This is a genomic window from Streptomyces colwelliae (genome assembly GCF_048158785.1).
Lineage (GTDB): Bacteria > Actinomycetota > Actinomycetes > Streptomycetales > Streptomycetaceae > Streptomyces.
This window is the reverse complement of the sequence record NZ_JBLTJC010000117.1, coordinates 1-21134: the sequence shown is the minus strand read 5'-3', so window position 1 is coordinate 21134 and position 21134 is coordinate 1. Positions and strand designations below refer to the sequence as shown.

Here is a 21134-nt window from a genome sequence, read left to right as displayed (position 1 = left end):
CCTGAAATCGGCCGGGGCACGCGGAGACCCTTCCTGGCGGCGAAGGGCTGCGAGGGCCTTGGCTGTGGCCACGCTGTTCTTTTCTGCTCGTTCTGGCCGATGTTCTTGCGCGAAACGTCATCTGTCAACGGGGTGTCCGGGTGCGGGGAAAGCTCGCACCGGTCCGGATGGACGGCCCCGAAACCGAAACCCCCGGGCAACTGGGCCCGGGGGTGCGGTACTTGGCAGGTGGCAGGTGGCAGGTGGCAGGTGGCAGGTGGCAGGTGACGGGTGACGGTCAGGCCGTCACCGTCTCCGGCTCGGACGCCTCGCGGGGCGACCGGGTGCCGAGCAGTTCCGTGGGGACCGTGTGGGTCTCCCGGGCCGAGAGCGCGGCGACGACCGGCGGGACGCACAGGGCCGCCGTGAACAGGGCCACCGAGGACCAGTCCGTGCCGTCGGGACCCGCGATCTGCGCGGCGAACGTGACCGCGAACCCGGCCACGGCGAAACCGATCTGGGTGCCGATGGCCATGCCGGACAGCCGGACCCGGGTCGAGAACATCTCGCCGTAGAAGGAGGGCCACACGCCGTTCGCGGCGCTGTAGACCACGCCGAAGGCGACGATGCCGAGGATCAGGGTGAGGGCGTAGGAGCCCGTCGAGATCGCCCAGAGGTAGAGGAACATCGTGATCGCGCTGCCGACCGCGCCGATCAGATACACCGGGCGGCGGCCGATGCGGTCGGACAGCGTGGCCCACAGGGGGATCGCGGCGAGCGCGACGAGGTTGGCCAGCGCGCCGACCCACAGCATCGACGAGCGGGACATGCCGACGGCGTCGCTGGTCGCGTAGGCCAGCGCCCACACCGTGAAGATCGTCGAGACGGAGGCGATGAGCGCGCCCGCGATCACCCGCAGGACGTCCGCCCAGTGCTCGCGCAGCAGCACCACGAGCGGCAGTTTCACGACGCCCTCGGTCGCCGCCTGCTCGGCGAAGGCCGGGGTCTCCTGGAGGTTGCGGCGGATGAAGTAACCGGCCACCGCGACCAGCACGCTCGCCCAGAATGGAACGCGCCAACCCCACGACAGCAGCTGCTTGTCCGGGAGTTGGGCGACGGCGAGGAACACGAGCGTCGCGATCAGCTGGCCGCCCTGGGTGCCGCCCAGCGTGAAACTGGTGAAGAAGCCGCGCCGGTCCGCCGGCGCGTGCTCCAGCGTCATGGAACTGGCGCTGGCCTGCTCGCCCGCCGCCGAGATGCCCTGGAGCACACGGCACAGCACGAGCAGCACCGGTGCGAGCGTGCCGACCTGCCCCCGTGTGGGCAGGCAGCCGATGAGGAACGTCGACAGGCCCATCAGCAGCAGCGTGAAGATCATGATCTTCTTGCGGCCGACCCGGTCGCCGAAGTGCCCGAGGAACAGGGCGCCGACCGGCCGGGCCGCGTAGGCGACACCGAAGGTGGCGAGGGAGAGCAGGGTCGCCGTCGCCGGGTCCGAGTCGTCGAAGAAGACCTTCGGGAAGATCAGCGCGGCGGCACTGCCGTAGATGAAGAAGTCGTAGTACTCCAGGGCGCTGCCGATCCAGGCGGCGGTCGCGGCCTTTTTCGGTTGCCCGACGGCTTTGGCGGGGACGGACACGGCTTGCTCCTTCGGGGGAACTCCACCGTAGGTGGAGTGAGCGGCGGGGGAGTGGTGCCGGATCCCTGGGGTGACGGGACGGCGGGGTGACGGGACGGCCGCGCCGGATGCCGCGGTGCTGCCCGGCTAATTAACCCACTGGGTAGTTAGTAGCGGTTGGCTACGGATGTTGCGCTCACGTTTCCCGGGTGTCAAGAGGTCGTACCGAAGGATCTCGCGGCTCAGTCCGTCGCCCGCTCCGCCGTCAGATAGGCGATCACCATGTCGCCCAGCATCGTCCGGTAGTGCTCGCGCTGCTCCGGCGCCACCAGGTCGCGGCCGAACAGGGCGCCGAAGGTGTGCCGGTTGGCGACCCGGAAGAAGCAGAAGGAACTGATCATCGCGTGCAGGTCGACGGCGTCCACGTCCGCGGTGAACAGGCCGGACTTCTGCCCCGACTCCAGGATGCGGCGGATCACGTCGAGGGCGGGCGAGCCGATCCTCCCGAGCTTCTCGGAGGCGGCGATGTGCTCGGCCCCGTGGATGTTCTCGATGGACACCAGGCGGATGAAGTCCGGGTGCTGCTCGTGGTGGTCGAAGGTCAGCTCCGCGAGCCGGCGGATGGCCGCGACCGGGTCCAGGTGCTCGACGTCCAGGCCTCGTTCGGCCTCGCGGATCACGCCGTAGGACCGTTCCAGGACGGCCGTGAAGAGCTGTTCCTTGCCGCCGAAGTAGTAGTAGATCATCCGCTTGGTGGTGCGGGTGCGGGCGGCGATCTCGTCGACGCGGGCGCCGTCGTAGCCGGCCCGGGCGAACTCGTGGGTGGCCACGTCGAGGATCTCGGCCTTGGTGCGGGCGGCGTCACGGATGCGCCCGTTCGGTCGTGCCGGTTCTTCGACGCTGGTCATCGGGTTCCTTGGCTTCCTTCGGGCGCGGGCGCGGTGTGCGGTCGATTGTAGAAGGCGGGACCGGTGGCGGGCGGGCCGGTTCCAGGCCGGGGGCTTCCCGCGGCCGGGCGATGCTGATATAGCTAACGTACTAGTTCGTACATTAGTGAGCTGCTCAGGAGGGCCACCGTGGCCGGCGTCTTCAAGGACTCGTATCTCGTCGGGCTGATCGGTTCCGGCATCGGTCCCTCCCTCAGCCCGCCCCTGCACGAACGCGAGGCCGACCGGCAGGGGCTGCGCTACCTGTACCGGCTCATCGACATCGACGTGCTCGGCGTCGGCCCGGAAGCCGTCGGCGATCTCGTGCGGGCCGCCCGCGACCTGGGCTTCGACGGGCTCAACATCACCCACCCGTGCAAGCAACTCGTCATCGAGCACCTCGACGGGCTAGCCCCGCAGGCTGAGGCGCTGGGCGCGGTCAACACCGTCGTCTTCGAGGCGGACGGCCGCGCGATCGGCCACAACACGGACGTCACCGGCTTCGCCGCCTCCTTCGCGCGCGGACTGCCCGACGCGCCCATGGAACACGTCGTCCAGCTCGGCGCGGGCGGCGCGGGCGCTGCCGTGGCGCACGCCACCCTCACCCTCGGCGCCGAGCGCGTCACCCTCGTCGACGCGCTGCCGGAACGGTCCAACGCGCTCGCCGACTCCCTGAACCGCCACTTCGGGCCGGGGCGTGCCGTCGGCGCCACCCCCGACCGGCTGCCCGCCCTGCTCGCCGCCGCCGACGGCCTCGTCCACGCCACGCCCACCGGGATGGCCGCCCACCCCGGACTGCCCTTCCCCCCACGCCTGTTGCACTCCGGGCTGTGGGTCGCCGAAGTGGTCTACCGTCCGCTGGAGACCCAACTGCTGAACACCGCACGCGCGTTGGGCTGCGCCACCCTCGACGGCGGCGGCATGGCCGTCTTCCAGGCGGCGGACGCGTTCCGCCTGTTCACCGGCCGGGAACCCGACAGCGCACGGATGCTCGCGGACATCGCGGAACTGGCCGGTGCCGTCTCCGCACCGAAATAGAGCCGTGCCCGCTCCGATCCAGAGAGGTACTCCGATGCGGACATCCATCGCCACCGTCTCCCTCAGCGGCTCCCTCACCGAGAAACTCACCGCCGCCTCCCGGGCCGGCTTCGACGGCGTCGAGATCTTCGAGAACGACCTGCTCGCCAGCCCCCTCACACCCGAGGAGATCCGCGCCAGGTGCGCCGACCTCGGCCTGGGCATCGACCTCTACCAGCCGATGCGGGACATCGAAGCGGTGCCCGACGCCGAGTTCGCCCGCAATCTGCGCCGCGCCCGGCACAAGTTCGAGCTGATGCGCAGACTCGGCACCGACACCGTCCTCGTCTGCTCCAGCGTCTCCCCCCTAGCCGAGGACGACGACGCGCTCGCCGCCGCCCAGCTCAGCCAACTGGCCGACCTCGCCCAGGAGTTCGGCATCCGCGTCGCCTATGAGGCGCTCGCCTGGGGGCGGCACGTCAGCACGTACGACCACGCCTGGCGCATCGTCGAGGCGGCCGGCCACCCCGCGCTCGGCACCTGCCTGGACAGCTTCCACATCCTGTCCCGAGGCTCCGATCCCAAGGGCATCGCGGACATTCCCGGCGAGAAGATCTTCTTCCTCCAGCTCGCCGACGCCCCGCTCCTCGCGATGGACGTCCTCCAGTGGAGCCGCCACTACCGCTGCTTCCCCGGCCAGGGAGGCTTCGACGTCGCCGGACTCCTGCGGCACGTCCTGAGCGCGGGCTACGACGGCCCGCTCTCGCTGGAGATCTTCAACGACGTGTTCCGGCAAGCGGAAGCGGGCCCCACGGCGGTCGACGCCCAACGCTCCCTGCTGGTCCTCCAGGAGACGGTCGGCGTGGCCACTTTGCCCGCCCCGGTGATCCCCACGGGTATCGCCTTCGCCGAACTCGTCACACCCGACGCGGAACCCGTCTCGGCCCTGCTCGGTGCCCTCGGCTTCACCCGCACGGCCCGCCACCACGGCAAACCCGTGGACCTCTGGCAGCAGGGCGAGGCCCGCATCCTGGTCAACACCGGCCCCGCCCTACGACGGGACGGCACCGCCCTCGCGGCGATCGGCCTCGAATCACCCGACCCGGAGGGCGCCGCCCGCCGCGCCGAGGCCCTCCTCGCGCCGGTCCTGCCCCGCCGCCGCGCACCCGGTGACGCCCAACTCGACGCCGTGGCCGCACCGGACGGCACGGAACTCTTCTTCTGCGCCCGCACCACACCCGAACTCCCGGGCTGGCGGGCCGACTTCACCGACACCACCGGTCAACTGCCCGCAGGGACAGGCGTCCAGCGCATCGACCACCTCGCCCTCACCCAGCCCTGGCACCACTTCGACGAGGCGACCCTCTTCCACCACAGCGTCCTCGGACTCCACGCACAGGAGAGCGTCGACGTCGCCGACCCCTACGGCCTGCTGCGCAGCCGCGCCGTCACCACCCCCGACGGCGGCGTCCGTATCGCCCTGAGCGTCGGCGCGGCCCCGACCGAGAACGGCGCCCACGCCCAGCACATCGCCCTCGCCACCGAGGACGTGGTCACCGCGGCCCGCCGCTTCCGCGACTGTGGCGGGCAACCGCTGCGGATGCCCACGAACTACTACGACGACCTCGCGGCCCGATTCGACTTCACCGAGGGCGAGTTGGAGACGTACCAGGACCTCGGCATCCTCTACGACCGGGACGCGGGCGGCGAGTTCCGGCACTGCTACACGCGGACGGTCGGGCGGGTCTTCTTCGAACTCGTCCAGCGCGAGCCGGGCTACCGGGGTTACGGCGCCCAGAACGCTCCGGTGCGGCTGGCCGCCCAGCACACCGCGAAGCGCCTCACTGGCGGCTGACGGTCCTGGTCACGCCGGTGACGACCGTCGTGGCCAGGATCCAGCCGGTGATGATCAGGGCGTAGGCGAGGTACTGGTACCCGCCGACCGGCGCGAACGCCTCCTCCTGGCCGAAGGAGATCACCGGCAGCAGCAGGTCGAGCGTGTAGAACACCGCGTTGAAGTGCGGGGCCTCGGACGCCTTGAGGGCGGGGGGCTGGTGCAGGCCGTAGGCGATGGAGCCGATCGCCAGCAGCGACAGCAGCCAGGCGCAGGCGCGCAGCGGGCGGAAGCCGTAGCCGACGGTGGTGTCCTGGGCGTAGCCCCAGATCCGGTAGTACCAGCGGAGGGTGCCGCGCAGGCGCCGCTGCTTGGCCAGTTGGACGTTGCGGGCGGCGTAGTCGTCGCCGACGCGGCGGTACGCGGCGGCCAACTCCTCGTAGGCGTGCGGGACATAGCCGTCGCCGTCGCGCTCCAGCATGGTCAGCCGGCGGTCTGCGGGCTCGTGCGGGATGAGCGAGGTGTAGGTGAGGCTGGTGAGGAAGACCTGCTCCGGCAGGACCTCCGGCTCCAGCAGCAGGACGTCGATCTGGGCGCTGCGCAGCACGAGTCCCCCCTGCATGGGCGGGCTCGCGCGCAGCCAGAGTTCCCCCATGGTGGTGCTGCTCGCCAGCAGTACGGGACCGCCGGGATTCGACAGAGTCGAGTACGACAGGTCCAGCCGGCCCGCGATCCGGGCGCCGCGCAGGCCCATCCAGCCCTCCACGCGGGCGTCCCGGACGAGGACGTTGCCCTCCACGGTGAGGATCTCGGCGTCGACAGCGGAGTCCCCGGGGTTGGAGAGGTGCGCCGTGTTGAGGTCGACCGACCCGGCGACGCTCGCGCCGCTGAGCCGTATCTGACCTCGGGTGCGCAGGCCGGCGGCCCGGAGATCGTCGCCGACGGCCGCCTGGTTGAGCTGGAGAACCGGCTCCTCGGCGTCCGGAGCGATGATCTCCGAGCCCTCCATGAACAGGCTCCCGGAGATCTTCGCCCCGGCGAGCCGCACCACTCCGCGGAACCGGGACCGGGTCATCCGCAGCACGCCGTCCACGCGCATCGCATGGGCGGTGAGACCGGGCAGGACGGAGTCGCCGAGGTTGAGTTCGCGCAGCCGGCAGGCGTAGAAGCGGGGCACCTCGTCGAAGTGGCAGTACCGCAGCCGCACCGGGTGGTCGATCGTCGCGTACTGCAGATCGAGCCTCCCGCTGATCCGGGCGCCCTCCAGGCTCAGTGACGCTATCTCGCCCGCTTCCTGAGGCCCGTTGAGCAGCAGCGCCCGCAACACCTCGGCGCGCACGGTCCGTTCGGGCCCCCAGTCGCCGCCGAGGGCGACGTCCTCGTCCTCCGCCGTACGGAAGTCCACGGACTCGCCCAACGGGAAGGCCCGCCACACCTGTTCCTCGGCCGGTGTCAGATCGTTGATCTCCATCAAGCGGGACTCTAGCCGCGCGGAGGTCCCGGGCACAGGGGACGAATCCGGCCCGGACCGCACGTCAACGCGCGGTCCGGGCCGGGGAGTTGTGCCGTTGTTACGGTCGGGTGTTCCACTCCGCGATGACCGGGCGGTCGTGCTCGGTGGACAGGCGGCTGACCGTGCCGGTCGCCAGTTGGAACAGGCGACCGTCCGCCGCCGTCAGGCCCAGCCGGCGGGCAGTGAGGACGCGCAGGAAGTGGGCGTGCGCCACGAGGACCACGTCACCGTCCACGAGCGCCGAGTCCACCCGCTTCAGCACCCGGTCGGCCCGGGCACCGACCTCGTCCGGGGACTCGCCCGGGTGTCCGGCCGGGCCCGGCGGGACACCGTCGGTCCACAAGTACCAGTCGGGGCGGGTGCGATGGATGTCGACGGTGGTGACGCCCTCGTAGGCGCCGTAGTCCCACTCGTGCAGATCGGGGTCGGGTGCGGCCCCGGTGATGCCCGCGAGTTCGGCGGTGCGTATCGCGCGGCCGAGCGGGCTGGTCAGTGCGAGAGCGAAGGCCCGGTCCGAGAGGAGCGGAGCGAGGGACTTGGCCTGTTCCTCGCCGTGCTGGGTGAGGGGCAGGTCGGTCCAGCTGGTGTGCTGGCCCGACACGCTCCACTCCGTCTCGCCGTGGCGGACCAGCAGAAGATCCCCCACGGCGCGCCTACTTGGACTCGACGGCGTGGCCGCCGAACTGGTTGCGCAGCGCCGCGATCATCTTCATCTGCGGCGAGTCCTCCTGACGCGACGCGAACCGCGCGAAGAGGGAGGCCGTGATCGCGGGCAGCGGCACCGCGTTGTCGATGGCCGCCTCGACGGTCCAGCGGCCCTCGCCGGAGTCCTCCGCGAAACCCCGCAGCTTGTCCAAGTGCTCATCGCCGTCAAGGGCGTTGACCGCCAGGTCGAGCAGCCACGAACGGATGACGGTGCCCTCCTGCCAGGAGCGGAACACCTCCCGCACGTCCGTGACGGAGTGGACCTTCTCCAGCAGCTCCCAGCCCTCGGCGTACGCCTGCATCATGGCGTACTCGATGCCGTTGTGGACCATCTTCGAGAAGTGCCCGGCGCCCACCTTGCCGGCGTGGACGAAGCCGAACTCGCCCTCGGGCTTGAGCGCGTCGAAGACCGGCTGCACCTTCGCGATGTTCTCGGCGTCGCCGCCGACCATCAGGGCGTAGCCGTTCTGGAGGCCCCACACGCCGCCGGAGACACCCGCGTCGACGAAGCCGATGCCCTTGGCACCCAGCTCCTCGGCGTGCTTCTCGTCGTCCGTCCAGCGGGAGTTGCCGCCGTCCACGATGACGTCGCCGGGCTGGAGCAGCTCGCCCAGCTCGTCGACGACCGACTGGGTCGGGGCGCCGGCCGGGACCATCACCCATACCGTGCGCGGCGCTTCGAGCTTGCCGACCAGCTCGGCCAGGTCGCTCACGTCGGAGATCTCGGGGTTGCGGTCGTATCCGATGACGGTGTGGCCCGCGCGGCGGATGCGCTCGCGCATGTTGCCGCCCATCTTGCCGAGGCCGATCAGTCCGAGCTGCATGTCAGTTCACTTCCTGAGAATCCTGGGAACTACGGAGAGTCCGGTAGGTGGCCACGAGAGCGGCGGTGGAGGAGTCGAGGCCGGGCACGTCGGCGCCTTCGGTGAGGGCGGGTTCGACGCGCTTGGCGAGGACCTTGCCCAGCTCGACGCCCCACTGGTCGAAGGAGTCGATGTTCCAGACCGCGCCCTGGACGAACACCTTGTGCTCGTAGAGCGCGATCAACTGCCCGAGCACGGACGGGGTGAGCTCGCGGGCCAGGATCGTGGTCGTGGGGTGGTTGCCCTTGAACGTCTTGTGCGGCACCAGTTCCTCGGGCACACCCTCCGCGCGCACCTCGTCCGGCGTCTTGCCGAACGCCAACGCCTGTGTCTGGGCGAAGAAGTTGGCCATCAGCAGGTCGTGCTGCGCCTTCAGCCCGTCACTCAGTTCACCGATCGGGTTGACGAAGCCGATGAAGTCCGCCGGGATCAACTTCGTGCCCTGGTGGATGAGTTGGTAGTAGGCGTGCTGCCCGTTCGTGCCGGGCGTGCCCCACACCACCGGGCCGGTCTGCCACTCCACCGGATTCCCGTCCCGGTCCACGGACTTGCCGTTGGACTCCATGTCCAGCTGCTGCAAGTAGGCGGTGAACTTGGAGAGATAGTGCGAGTACGGCAGCACCGCGTGCGACTGGGCGTCGAAGAAGTTGCCGTACCAGACGCCCAACAGGCCAAGCAGCAAAGGCGCGTTGGACTCGGCGGGCGCGGTGCGGAAGTGCTCGTCGACGAGGTGGAAACCGTCGAGCATCTCGTGGAAACGGTCCGGGCCGATGGCGATCATCAGCGAGAGACCGATGGCGGAGTCGTACGAGTAGCGTCCGCCGACCCAGTCCCAGAACTCGAACATGTTGTCCGTGTCGATGCCGAAGTCCGACACCTTCCCGGCGTTCGTCGACAGCGCCACGAAGTGCTTCGCGACGGCCTTGTCGTCACCGCCGAGCCCCTCAAGGAGCCACGTCCGTGCGGACGTTGCGTTGGTGATCGTCTCGATCGTGGTGAACGTCTTCGACGCGACGATGAACAGCGTCTCCGCCGGGTCCAGGTCGCGGACCGCCTCGTGCAGGTCGGCGCCGTCCACGTTCGACACGAAGCGGACCGTCAACGAGCGGTCGGTGAACGCGCGGAGCGCCTCGTAGGCCATCGCCGGACCCAGGTCCGAGCCGCCGATGCCGATGTTGACGACATTGCGGATACGACGACCCGTGTGCCCGGTCCACTCGCCGGAGCGGACGCGGTTCGCGAAGCCTGCCATCTTGTCGAGGACCGCGTGCACTTGGGGTACGACGTTCTCGCCGTCGACCTCGATCACCGTGTCACGCGGGGCGCGCAGCGCGGTGTGCAGGACCGCGCGGTCCTCGGTGACGTTGATCTTCTCGCCGCGGAACATCGCGTCCCGCAGGCCGAACACGCCGGTGGCGGTGGCCAGTTCCTGGAGCAGGGCGAGGGTCTCGTCCGTGATCAGATGCTTGGAGTAGTCGATGCGCAGATCGCCGACGGTGACCACGTACCGCTCCGCGCGCCCCGGGTCCGCCGCGAACAACTCACGCAACTGCGGGTGCAGTTGACCCGCGCGGTGGTCCTCCAGCGCGGCCCACTCCGGTCGCCGGGTGAGCTTGGGGGAGTCAGACATGAGAGGGGGTCTCCTTGGTGCCCTCGGCCCGGAGGGCGATGGCGTACATCTCGTCGGCGTCGAGGCGCCGCAGCTCCTCGGCGATCAGTTCGGAGGTCGTGCGGACTTTCAGCGCGAGGGTGCGGGAGGGCTGCCCGGGCAGGGACAGCGTCGCCAGCGGGCCCTCGGGACGGTCGATGACGACCTCGCCGGCCGCGGTGCCCAGGCGTACGGCGGTGACGACCGGTCCGGCGGTGACCACGCGGTCGATCTTCACCTTCAGCCGTGCCTCCAGCCAGCGCGCCAGCAGCTCGGCGGCCGGGTTGTCGGCCTCGCTCTCCACGGCACCCGAGGTGATCTTGGCCTTGGCCTGGTCGAGGGCCGCCGCCAGCATCGAGCGCCACGGGGTCAGCCGGGTCCAGGCGAGGTCGGTGTCGCCGGGCGCGTAGGCACGGGCGCGGGCGTCCAGGGCCTCGATGGGGTTCGCCGCCGCGTACAGGTCGGTGATCCGGCGCTGCGCGAGGGCGCCCAGCGGGTCCTTCGCCGGGACCTCGGGGGCGTCCCCGGGCCACCAGACGACGACCGGCGCGTCCGGCAGCAGCAGCGGCAGCACCACGGAGTCGGCGTGGTCGGACACCTCGCCGTAGGTCCGCAGCACGACCGTCTCGCCGGTACCCGCGTCGGCGCCCACCCGGACCTCGGCGTCGAGGTGCGAGTTGGTACGGTCCCGCGGGGTGCGGGCGTGCCGCTTGATGACGACCAGGGTGCGCGAGGGGTGCTCGTGCGAGGCCTCCTCGGCCGCCTTGATCGAGTCGTAGGCGTTCTCCTCGTCCGTGACGATGACCATCGTCAGGACCATGCCCACGGCAGGGGTGCCGATGTCGCGGCGACCCTGCACCAGCGCCTTGTTGATCTTGCTTGCCGTGGTGTCGCTCAGGTCGATCTTCATGGCCTGCGCCAGCTCCGTCCGTCTCGTGCGAGCATCTCGTCCGCCTCCTGAGGCCCCCAACTGCCCGAGGAGTACTGCGCGGGCTTGCCGTTCTGCGCCCAGTACTCCTCGATCGGGTCGAGGATCTTCCAGGACTCTTCCACTTCCTGGTGGCGCGGGAACAGGTTGGCGTCGCCGAGCAGCACATCCAGGATGAGCCGCTCGTACGCCTCCGGGCTCGACTCCGTGAACGACTCGCCGTAGGCGAAGTCCATGGACACGTCCCGGATCTCCATCGAGGTGCCCGGCACCTTGGACCCGAACCGGACCGTCATGCCCTCGTCGGGCTGCACGCGGATGACGATCGCGTTCTGGCCCAACTCCTCGGTGGCGCTGGAGTCGAAGGGGGAGTGCGGGGCGCGCTTGAAGACGACCGCGATCTCCGTCACGCGCCGCCCGAGCCGCTTGCCGGTGCGCAGATAGAAGGGGATGCCCGCCCAGCGGCGGTTGTCGACCTCCAGCTTGACGGCCGCGTAGGTGTCGGTCTTCGACTGCGGGTCGATGCCGTCCTCCTGGAGGTAGCCGACGACCTTCTCGCCGCCCTGCCAGCCCTCCGCGTACTGCCCGAACACCGTGTGCTCGCCCAGCTCCTGGGGCAGCCGCACCGACTTCAGCACCTTGAGCTTCTCGGTGAGCAGCGCCTCCTCGTCGAAGGCGATCGGCTCCTCCATGGCGGTCAGCGCCATCAGCTGAAGCAGGTGGTTCTGGATGACGTCACGGGCCGAACCGATGCCGTCGTAGTAGCCGGCGCGCCCGCCGATGCCGATGTCCTCGGCCATCGTGATCTGGATGTGGTCGACGTAGGACCGGTTCCAGATGGGCTCGTACATCTGGTTGGCGAAGCGCAGCGCCAGGATGTTCTGGACGGTCTCCTTGCCGAGGTAGTGGTCGATGCGGAACACCTGGTCCGGGTCGAACACCTCGTGCACGATCTTGTTCAGCTCACGCGCGCTCTTGAGGTCACGCCCGAACGGCTTCTCGATCACCGCGCGCCGCCAGGAACCGTCGGCGGCCGTCGCGAGCCCGTGCTTCTTCAGCTGCTGGACGACCTTCGGGAAGAACTTCGGCGGTACGGAGAGATAGAACGCGTAGTTGCCGCTGGTACCCCGGGACGTGTCCAACTCATCGACGGCCGCGCGCAGTTGCTTGAACGCCGTGTCGTCGTCGAAGTCGCCCGGGATGAACCGCATGCCCTCGGCGAGCTGCTGCCAGACCTCCTCGCGGAACTCGGTCCGGGAGTGCTCGCGCACCGAGTCGTGCACCACCTGCGCGAAGTCCTGGTCCTCCCAGTCCCGCCGGGCGAACCCGACGAGCGAGAAGCCCGGCGGCAGCATGCCGCGGTTGGCCAGGTCGTAGACGGCCGGCATCAGCTTCTTGCGGGACAGGTCGCCGGTGACACCGAAGATGACCAGCCCGGACGGGCCCGCGATCCGGGGGAGCCGGCGGTCGCGGGGGTCACGCAGCGGGTTGTCCCAGTCGGCGGCCAGGGCGTCCGTGAGTTCCTCGACGGTCAGCGCCTGCACGGCCGCTTCGGCTGCATCGGCTGCTTCGGCCGGTTTCGTTTCGGGAAGTTCCTCGCTCATTCCCCGTCGACCCCCTTGCTGCTCAGCGACTTCGCGACGGCGTCCAGCAGGTCCTGCCAGGCCACCTCGAACTTGGCGACGCCCTCGTCCTCCAACTGCTTGACGACCACGTCGTACGAGATCCCCAGCCGCTCTACGGCGTCCAGGTCGGCGCGCGCCTGCGCGTAGCCGCCGGTCACCGTGTCGCCGTGGATGTCGCCGTGGTCGGCGGTGGCGTTCAGCGTCGCCTCGGGCATGGTGTTGACCGTGCCGGGCGCGACCAGCTCGTCGACGTACAGGGTGTCCTTGTACGACGGGTCCTTCACGCCGGTCGAGGCCCACAGGGGGCGCTGCTTGTTGGCCCCGGCGTCCGCGAGACCGGTCCAACGGTCCGAGGAGAAGACGTCCTCGTACGCCTCGTAGGCGAGCCGCGCGTTGGCGAGCGCCGCCTTGCCCTTGAGGGCGAGGGCCTCGTCCGTGCCGAGGGCGGTGAGGCGCTTGTCGATCTCGGAGTCGACGCGGGAGACGAAGAAGGAGGCCACGGAGTGGATGGTCGCCAGGTCGATACCGGCGGCCTTCGCCTTCTCCAGGCCGGCCAGGTAGGCGTCCATGACCTCGCGGTAGCGCTCCAGGGAGAAGATCAGCGTGACGTTGACGCTGATGCCCTCGCCGATGACCTCGGTGATGGCCGGGAGACCGGCCTTCGTCGCCGGGATCTTGATCATCACGTTGGAACGGTCCACCAGCCAGGACAGCTGCTTGGCCTCGGCGATCGTCGCCGCCGTGTGGTGGGCGAGACGCGGGTCGACCTCGATCGACACCCGGCCGTCCTGCCCGCCGGTCGCGTCGTACACCGGGCGCAGGATGTCGGCGGCGGCGCGGACGTCGGCGGTGGTCATCATCCGTACGGCCTCTTCGACCGTCACCTTGCGTACGGCCAGGTCGGCGAGCTGCTCCTCGTAACCCTCGCCGGAGCCGATGGCGGCCTGGAAGATCGACGGGTTGGTGGTGACACCGACGACATTCTTGGTGTCGACGAGTTCGGCGAGGTTGCCGGACTCGATCCGCTTGCGCGACAGGTCGTCCAGCCAGATGGAGACGCCCTCGTCGGACAGGCGCTTGAGTGCTCCCGCGGTGGCGGTCACTTCGGTCACTGTGATCATCTTCTTTCTGGCGATCGGATCAACCGCGCGCGGCGGCAAGGGATTCCCGGGCAGCTGCGGCGACGTTCTCGGCCGTGAAACCGAACTCGGCGAACAGGGTCTTGGCATCGGCGGAGGCGCCGAAGTGTTCGAGGGAGACGATGCGTCCTGCGTCACCCACGAACCGGTACCACGTGAGACCGATCCCGGCCTCGACCGCAACGCGGGCCTTCACGGACGGCGGAAGGACGCTGTCGCGGTACTCGCGCGACTGCTCCTCGAACCACTCCACGGACGGCATCGACACCACCCGGGTTCCCACTCCCTCGGCCTCCAGCCGCTCTCGCGCCTCGACGGCGAGGTGGACCTCGGAACCGGTCGCGATGAGCACCACGTCCGGGGTCTCGGTGGAGGAGTCCTTGAGGACGTAACCGCCGCGCGCCGCATCGGAGTTGGGCTCGTAGGTCGGCACACCCTGACGGGTCAGCGCGAGGCCGTGCGGGGCGGGCTTCGTGGCGTGCCGCTTGAGGATCTCGGCCCAGGCGATCGTGGTCTCGTTGGCGTCGGCCGGGCGCACGATGTTCAGGCCCGGGATGGCGCGCAGCGAGGCGAGGTGCTCGACCGGCTGGTGGGTGGGACCGTCCTCGCCGAGACCGATCGAGTCGTGCGTCCAGACGTACGTCACCGGGAGCTGCATCAGGGCGGAGAGGCGGACGGCGTTGCGCATGTAGTCGGAGAACACCAGGAAGGTGCCGCCGTAGACACGCGTGTTGCCGTGCAGGGCGATGCCGTTCATCTCGGCCGCCATCGAGTGCTCGCGAATACCGAAGTGGATCGTACGGCCGTACGGGTCGGCCTCCGGCAGCGGGTTGCCCTCCGGGAGGAAGGACGACGTCTTGTCGATCGTGGTGTTGTTCGAGCCGGCCAGGTCGGCGGAGCCGCCCCACAGCTCGGGCAGGACCGGTCCAAGCGCCTGGAGGACCTTGCCGGAGGCGGCGCGGGTGGCGACGGAGGACCCCGCCTCGAAGACCGGCAGGGACTGCTCCCAGCCCTCGGGGAGCTGACCGGCGACGATCCGGTCGAAGAGCTTCGCGCGCTCGGGCTGGGCGCCGCGCCACTTGTCGAGCTGCTTGTCCCACGCGGAGTGCGCCTCGGCACCCCGGTCCAGGGCCTTGCGGCTGTGCGCGATGACCTCGTCGGCGACCTCGAAGGACTGCTCCGGGTCGAAGCCGAGGACGCGCTTGGTGGCGGCGATCTCGTCGGCGCCGAGTGCGGAGCCGTGGGAGGCCTCGGTGTTCTGGGCGTTTGGAGCGGGCCAAGCGATGATCGTGCGCATCGCGATGATCGAGGGGCGCCCGGTCTCGGCCTGCGCCGTCCTCAGCGCCGTGTACAGCGCGTGGGTGTCGATGTCGCCGTCGGCGGAGGGCTCGATGCGCTGGGTGTGCCAGCCGTAGGCCTCGTACCGCTTCAGGACGTCCTCGGAGAAGGCGGTCGCGGTGTCGCCCTCGATGGAGATGTGGTTGTCGTCGTAGACGAAGACGAGGTTGCCGAGCTTCTGGTGGCCCGCGAGGGAGGAGGCCTCGGCGGAGATGCCCTCCTCCAGGTCGCCGTCGGAGACGATCGCCCAGACGGTGTGGTCGAAGGGCGACTCGCCCTCGGGGCCCTCGGGGTCGAACAGGCCGCGCTCGTAGCGGGCGGCCATGGCCATGCCCACCGCGTTGGCGACACCCTGTCCGAGCGGTCCTGTCGTGGTCTCCACACCGGCCGTGTGCCCGTACTCGGGGTGACCAGGCGTCTTCGAACCGTGCGTCCGGAAGGCCTTCAGGTCGTCCAGCTCCAGTTCGTACCCGGCGAGGTACAGCTGCGTGTAGAGCGTCAGCGAGGTGTGGCCGGGGGAGAGGACGAAGCGGTCACGACCGGTCCACTCGGGATCCGCGGGGTCGTGACGCATCACCTTCTGAAAGATCGTGTACGCGGCGGGAGCCAGGGCCATCGCGGTGCCGGGGTGGCCGTTGCCGACCTTCTGCACCGCGTCAGCGGCCAGAACACGGGCGGTGTCGACGGCTCGACGGTCGAGATCGGTCCACTCGAAGCTGTCAGGTGTGTGCGCGTTCATCTTCAAGAAGTCCTCGGTAAGAGCGGAAGAACTGCTCGGACGTCTTCAAATCTAAAAGTCTGACTTTTACGAGGGAAGGTGCCGGTGTGCCAGCCTGTGGTGAAAGTGGGACACCGGCAGCGACGCTGAGGCGGCACGAGAAGGACATGACGGACAGAACTATCCAAGACGTCGGCGGTGACGGCGACGTGATCAGAACGTTTCCCTTCCCTGTCGATCTGAGTGTCTGCGGCGTCGGCATGCAGGTCGGCCCGATGGGCACCGACCACACCTGGCACGCCGACGCACCCCTGCACCGCGTCCACCGCATCGACTTCCATGTGGTGATGCTCTTCTCCGGCGGCCCGGTCCGCCACATGATCGACTTCGCCGAGTACGAGGTGAGCGCAGGCGACGTCCTGTGGATCCGCCCCGGCCAGGTCCACCGCTTCTCCCGCACCAGCGAGTACCGCGGCACCGTCCTGACCATGCAGCCAGGCTTCCTCCCGCGCGCCACGGTCGAGGCGACGGGCCTCTACCGCTACGACCTCCCGCCCGTCCTGCACCCCGACGAGCCCCGGCTCGCCGCACTGCGCGCCTCGCTGGGCCAGCTCCAGCGCGAGTACGAGGACACGGAGACGCTCCCGCTCAGCCTGCACACCTCGGTCCTACGGCACTCCCTCACGGCGTTCCTGCTGCGCCTGGCCCACCTGGCGGCGAGCTCCGCCGAGGACGCGGCCCGGCAGGCCGACACGACGTTCACCCTCTTCCGGAACGCCGTCGAGAAGGGCTTCGCCACCAACCACAGCGTCAGCGCCTACGCCGACGCCCTCGGCTACTCCCGCCGCACCCTCGTCCGCGCGGTCCGCGCCGCCACCGGTGAGACCCCCAAGGGCTTCATCGACAAACGGGTCGTCCTGGAGGCGAAACGGCTGTTGGCCCACACGGACCTGCCGATCGGCCGGGTGGGCGCGGCAGTTGGGTTCCCCGACGCGGCGAACTTCTCCAAGTTCTTCCAGCAGCACACGGATGTGACGCCGGCGGGGTTCCGGGCGGAGTTGCGCTGAGGTGACGCGGACGGGCCGCGCGGAAACGGAGGAGCCCCATCCCGGTCGCGTCGGGATGGGGCTCGGGTTCGGGCCGGGTCAGCCGGAACTCGGCTGTGCCCGGGCGGAGTTCGCGCGCCTTTTTGTACGGCGACGCGGTGAGGTCACGGTGTGGCCCGCGCTTCGATGACCGCGAACGCTCCGGCCGGAGTCACCGTGAGGCGGTGCAGGCCGGCCGCGGCGAACAGGGCCTCGAATTCGGCGAGTTGGCGTTCCCTGCCGCCTGTCATGTCGAGCATGTTCATATCCATCAGGGGAGCGAGCCCGGGTTGGCCGGCATCGCCGACGAGGTGGTCGACGACGGCGATGCGGCCGCCCTCCGCGAGCTGTGCCCGGCAGTTCCGCAGGATGCGGACGCAGTTGGCGTCGTCCCAGTCGTGCAGGATGTATTTGAGTACGTAGAGGTCCGCCGGCGGAACGGATTCGAAGAAGTCCCCGCCGACCGTGGTGAACCGCCCGTCGAGCCCCTCGGCCCTGGCGGCCTCGGCCGCGGCGGGAACGATGTGGGGCAGGTCGAAGACCCCGCCGTGGAGTTCGGGGTTGGCCCGCATCATCGCCCGGACGACGTCACCGCCCGCTCCGCCGATGTCCAGAGTGAGAGTGACGCCCTTCGTGTCCAGCACCGCGGCGATGTCGAGGGCGGACGCGCGTGACAGGTTGCTCATCGACTCGGTGAAGGAGGATGCCTCGTCGAGGTGCTTGGCGAAGTACTCGAAGATGTTCGCTTCGCCGTGCGCCGCGGTGACCTGGTGCCGGCCGGTCCGGACGGCTTCGGGAAACCTGCCCCATGGCAGCCAATGGCCCGGTGCGGACTGGGAGATGGCGAAGTGTCGTAGCGAGTGGGGGTCGTCCTGCTGGAGTGTGCTCAGCAGGGGCGTGCCGGTGTAGTGATGTCCGTCTTCGGAGGTCATCAGGCCCAGGGAGGCGCAGGTGCGCAGCAGGCGGCGGGTCGCGTCGGGGTCGGTGGATTCCGCGGCGGCGATCGCCTCGGCGGTGTCGGTTCCGGACGCGAGGTGGTCCGCGAGGTTGTACAGGGCGGCAGCCCGAACCGTCTGGGTGACCCAGAAGCCTGTCACCATCCCCATCATGCGCTCGTAGTCATGGGGGGCCGCCGACGGTCGTACGGTGGTCAAGTCGCTCTCCTTCACTTGCGGGTCGGTGCGGGGGTGCATCGCTTTGCATACGGGGCGGGTCGCTACTCCACGACGAGTTCGACCGGGATGTTGCCGCGGGTGGCCTTGGAGTACGGGCAGCCCGCGTGCGCCTGCTCGACCAGCTTGCGACCGGTCTCGTTGCGCAGCGCCTCGGGCAGCTGCACGCGGAGCACCGCGGTGAGTGCGAAGCCGCCGTCCGTGGCGTCCTTGGCGAGGCCGATCTCCGCGGTCACCGAGATCTCGGCGGTGGGAACCTTCGCCACCCGGCCCACGACACCGAGCGTGCTGGTGAAGCAGGCCGCGTAGCCGGCCGCGAAGAGCTGCTCGGGATTGGTGCCCCGGCCGTCGCCGCCGAGCGCCGGCGGAAACGCGAGACGGACATCGAGGTGTCCGTCGTCGCTGGCGGCGCGGCCGTCCCGGCCGTTGGCGGTGACGACCGCGGTGTAGACAGCGTCCATGATGGCGACCACTTCCTTCGACTGATGAATTGCTGTTCCTGTACGGAGGGACGGTCTTCAGCGAGCCCGGCGCAGGAAGCCGACGACCAGGTCCGTCGTCGCCTGCGGCTGCTCTTCCGTGATCCAGTGTCCGCAGTCCGGGATGACCGCGTCCTCGACGTCGTCGGCCACGCACCGCAGCACCTCGCCGATCCCCGGGCCGAACGTGGCTTCGCCGCCGAAGGCCAGGATCGGCATCCGGAGCCTGCCCTCCGCGAGGAACTTCCTGTTGTCGGCCGCGTCCTGGGCGAACGCCAGGAACTGGGCGAAGCTCGCTCGCATGGCGCCGGGCTGTGCGTAGAGCGCCGCGTAGTGCTGGCGCTTCGCTTCGTCGAAGCGCTCGGGGACCACGGAGAGTTCGTTCCAGAAGCGGTCGAGGTAGATGCGCTCCCGGCCGTCGACCAAGCGCTCCATGTCGTGACCGCCGAAGCCGAAGTGCCACATGGCCGGGTCCTGTGTGATCCGGTCCCAAGGGCCGATGCCGGGCAGCGGCGCGTCGATCGCCACCCATCGGCTGACGCGCTCGGGGTGGGTGGCGGCAACCGCGTAGCCGACCATGATGCCGATGTCGTGCGTCACCAGTTCGATCGAAGGGATACCCAGGGCGTCCAGGACGCCCCACACGTCCGCCGCCTGGTTCTTCTTGTCGTAGCCGCCGTCGGGTTTCGACGAGAGACCCAGCCCCCGCAGGTCGGGCGCGACGACCGTGTGGTCCTCGATGAGTGCGTGGGCCAGATGACCCCACATGTCGCCCGTCGTGCCGAAGCCGTGCAGCAGGACGACCGCCGGCCCCTGCCCGCCGACGCGTACGTGGATCGTGGCGCCGTTGGTGTCGATTTCACGTGACTGCATACCGGTAGGAAAGGGGTAAATGCCGTCCCTGTGGCTGTTGTTGTCGTTCATCGCTGTACTCCGGGTGGGAAGGGAACGTGTCTCCGACGGCGAAGGCGGTCGGAGGGATGGAGCTGTGTTCGGGCTGGAACCGGATCAGCGGCTGATCCGCCCCGCACGACCGAAGCTAGCCGACCGGTCAACTACGGTCCACCGCACGCCGGACGCCGTTCTGCCGGGGTAGACCGCTGACCTGCGGTGGAAGGAAGGGGCTAGCAGCAGGGAGGAAGCCGGTCGTGATCTCGTCCCGTCCGGGGCTCCGGCGCCGGCTTCCCCGGGATGCCCCGCTTCACCCTCGACGGCACCACGGGAAAGGTGAAGGGGCCCCACGCCTCTGCGTGAAGCCCCTTCACCCCGTGGTGAGTTGGGCTCAGTGACCGAAGTCGAACCAGTTCACGTTCACGAAGTCCGCCGACTGCCCGCTGCTGAAGGTGAGGTAGACGTCATGGGTGCCGGTGACCGAGCTGATGTTCGCCGGCACCGTTCTCCATGACTGCCAGCCCCCGGTGTTGGCCAGCGCGAAACTGCCGACCGGGGTCGCGGTCGGGCTGTCGAGGCGTACCTGGACCAGACCGCTGACCCCGCTCGCCGCACCGCTCGCGACCCGGGCGTAGAACTGGGTGGCCGCCGTGGAGCCGAAGGTGACGCCCTTGTAGAGCGCCCAGTCGCCGTTGGCTATCGAGCCGATGTCCTGGCCGCCACCCGTGTCCGTGGTGGTCTCGGCGATAGTGCCGGACTGGCTGTCGTACGACTCGGCCTGGATGGCGCTGTAGGCGTCCCGGCTGCCGGTCGGCGGGGTCGTAGTACCGCTCCCACTGCCCGTGGACGAGAGCACCTGGACGTAGTCCACCGTCATCGGGTGGTTCGGGTCGGTGGCGCTGGTGGGGCCGCCGCCGAACGCGTCCGGGAAGCCGCCGCCCATCGCCACGTTCAGGATGATGAAGAAGCCGTGGTTGGTGGCGTTGGCCCAGGTGGTGGCATCGACCTGATTGGCGTTCACCGTATGGAAGTTGACGCCGTCGAGGTAGAAGCGGATCTGCTCGGGGCTCGTCGACCTGTCCCACTCCATGGCGTACGTGTGGAAGCCGGCCTGACAAGTGGTTCCGGTGCAGGCGGTGTTGCCGCCGATACCGGTCGTCTCGTTGCAGGGGCCGCCCGGGTTGGTGCCGCAATGCACCGTCGCCCAGTCGGTGTTGAGCCCCTGGACGTTCTCCATGATGTCCAACTCGCCCACGCTGGGCCAGTTCTGGTAGTTGCCCCGGAAGGGCGCGCCCAGCATCCAGAACGCGGGCCAGTAGCCGAGCGCGGACGAGCCGGTGACGTTGGGGAGTTGGATACGGGCCTCGACGCGGAGCTTCCCGCCGGCCGGCGGCTGGAAGTCGGTGCGGTTGGTCTCGATACGGCCCGAGGTCCAGTTGCCGGCGGCGTCCCGGCGCGGGGTGATCAGCAGGTTGCCGTTGCCGTCGAGGGCCACGTTGTTGGTGGAGGAGGTCATCGTCTCGACCTCGCCGGTGCCCCAGTTGGCGGCGCCGCCCGGGTATGAAGTCCCGGTGTCGTACTGCCAGTTGGTGGTGGAGACGCCGGTGCCGGCGGAGCCGTTGAAGTCGTCCAGGAAGACCTGCGTCCAGCCTGCCG

The 21134-nt window shown here is 69.6% G+C and carries 17 protein-coding genes; 3 read left to right on the top strand and 14 right to left on the bottom strand.

The window, feature by feature from the left end; all coding sequences use genetic code 11:
* Positions 1–277: 277 nt before the first annotated feature.
* Together ACNFOC_RS24155 and ACNFOC_RS24150 are read right to left on the bottom strand one after the other, a co-directional pair.
* Positions 278–1618 carry an MFS transporter gene (locus ACNFOC_RS24155; protein ID WP_416961197.1) on the bottom strand — a complete coding sequence of 447 codons (1341 nt, stop codon included), beginning with the start codon at positions 1616–1618 and terminating at the stop codon, positions 278–280.
* Between the two features lie 221 nt (positions 1619–1839).
* Positions 1840–2505 (bottom strand): TetR/AcrR family transcriptional regulator, encoded by a 666-nt coding sequence (locus ACNFOC_RS24150; RefSeq protein ID WP_416961196.1) that lies wholly within the window; start codon positions 2503–2505, stop codon positions 1840–1842.
* A gap of 168 nt (positions 2506–2673) precedes the next feature.
* On the opposite strand from ACNFOC_RS24150, the gene ACNFOC_RS24145 reads away from it, so the two are divergent.
* Both ACNFOC_RS24145 and ACNFOC_RS24140 read left to right on the top strand, forming a co-directional pair.
* A complete protein-coding gene (locus ACNFOC_RS24145; protein ID WP_416961195.1) occupies positions 2674–3561 on the top strand; it encodes a shikimate dehydrogenase in 888 nt (295 codons plus the stop codon).
* A gap of 34 nt (positions 3562–3595) precedes the next feature.
* The gene (locus ACNFOC_RS24140) at positions 3596–5395 is read left to right on the top strand and encodes a bifunctional sugar phosphate isomerase/epimerase/4-hydroxyphenylpyruvate dioxygenase family protein (RefSeq protein WP_416961194.1); all 1800 of its coding nucleotides are present in this window, start codon (positions 3596–3598) and stop codon (positions 5393–5395) included.
* Here ACNFOC_RS24140 and ACNFOC_RS24135 read toward each other — a convergent pair.
* From ACNFOC_RS24135 to tkt, 8 genes are all read right to left on the bottom strand, one after another.
* Positions 5382–6845, bottom strand: coding sequence for a membrane-associated oxidoreductase (locus ACNFOC_RS24135; protein WP_416961193.1), 1464 nt, complete (start codon positions 6843–6845; stop codon positions 5382–5384). The genes ACNFOC_RS24140 and ACNFOC_RS24135 overlap by 14 nt on opposite strands.
* Before the next feature lie 100 nt (positions 6846–6945).
* Positions 6946–7533 carry a histidine phosphatase family protein gene (locus ACNFOC_RS24130; RefSeq protein ID WP_416961192.1) on the bottom strand — a complete coding sequence of 196 codons (588 nt, stop codon included), beginning with the start codon at positions 7531–7533 and terminating at the stop codon, positions 6946–6948.
* A 7-nt stretch (positions 7534–7540) separates the two neighbouring features.
* Positions 7541–8416, bottom strand: a complete 876-nt coding sequence (gnd, locus tag ACNFOC_RS24125; RefSeq protein ID WP_416961191.1) for a phosphogluconate dehydrogenase (NAD(+)-dependent, decarboxylating) — start codon at positions 8414–8416, stop codon at positions 7541–7543.
* A 1-nt stretch (position 8417) separates the two neighbouring features.
* Positions 8418–10085, bottom strand: a complete 1668-nt coding sequence (pgi, locus tag ACNFOC_RS24120) for a glucose-6-phosphate isomerase (RefSeq protein ID WP_416961190.1) — start codon at positions 10083–10085, stop codon at positions 8418–8420.
* On the bottom strand, positions 10078–11013 hold the full coding sequence (opcA, locus tag ACNFOC_RS24115; protein ID WP_416961189.1) for a glucose-6-phosphate dehydrogenase assembly protein OpcA: 936 nt from the start codon (positions 11011–11013) through the stop codon (positions 10078–10080). Before opcA ends, pgi begins: the two co-directional genes overlap by 8 nt.
* Positions 11010–12635, bottom strand: coding sequence for a glucose-6-phosphate dehydrogenase (zwf, locus tag ACNFOC_RS24110; protein ID WP_416961188.1), 1626 nt, complete (start codon positions 12633–12635; stop codon positions 11010–11012). The genes opcA and zwf overlap by 4 nt, the downstream gene beginning before the upstream one ends.
* Entirely contained in the window at positions 12632–13777 is a 1146-nt protein-coding gene (gene tal, locus ACNFOC_RS24105; RefSeq protein ID WP_416961187.1) for a transaldolase, read from the bottom strand. The genes zwf and tal overlap by 4 nt, the downstream gene beginning before the upstream one ends.
* A 19-nt stretch (positions 13778–13796) precedes the next feature.
* The gene (gene tkt / locus ACNFOC_RS24100) at positions 13797–15872 is read right to left on the bottom strand and encodes a transketolase (RefSeq protein WP_416961186.1); all 2076 of its coding nucleotides are present in this window, start codon (positions 15870–15872) and stop codon (positions 13797–13799) included.
* A 146-nt stretch (positions 15873–16018) separates the two neighbouring features.
* Between tkt and ACNFOC_RS24095 the strand changes: the two genes are divergently transcribed.
* The gene (locus ACNFOC_RS24095) at positions 16019–16918 is read left to right on the top strand and encodes a helix-turn-helix domain-containing protein (RefSeq protein WP_416961185.1); all 900 of its coding nucleotides are present in this window, start codon (positions 16019–16021) and stop codon (positions 16916–16918) included.
* Between the two features lie 143 nt (positions 16919–17061).
* Here ACNFOC_RS24095 and ACNFOC_RS24090 read toward each other — a convergent pair whose 3' ends face one another.
* The 4 genes from ACNFOC_RS24090 to ACNFOC_RS24075 all read right to left on the bottom strand — a co-directional run.
* Positions 17062–18090 carry a methyltransferase gene (locus ACNFOC_RS24090; RefSeq protein ID WP_416961184.1) on the bottom strand — a complete coding sequence of 343 codons (1029 nt, stop codon included), beginning with the start codon at positions 18088–18090 and terminating at the stop codon, positions 17062–17064.
* 62 nt (positions 18091–18152) lie between these two features.
* Positions 18153–18569 (bottom strand): organic hydroperoxide resistance protein, encoded by a 417-nt coding sequence (locus ACNFOC_RS24085; protein WP_416961183.1) that lies wholly within the window; start codon positions 18567–18569, stop codon positions 18153–18155.
* Between the two features lie 57 nt (positions 18570–18626).
* Positions 18627–19460 (bottom strand): alpha/beta fold hydrolase, encoded by an 834-nt coding sequence (locus ACNFOC_RS24080; protein ID WP_416961182.1) that lies wholly within the window; start codon positions 19458–19460, stop codon positions 18627–18629.
* A 409-nt stretch (positions 19461–19869) separates the two neighbouring features.
* On the bottom strand, positions 19870–21134 hold a 1265-nt coding region (locus tag ACNFOC_RS24075; protein WP_416961181.1), incomplete at its 5' end, for a glycoside hydrolase family 16 protein.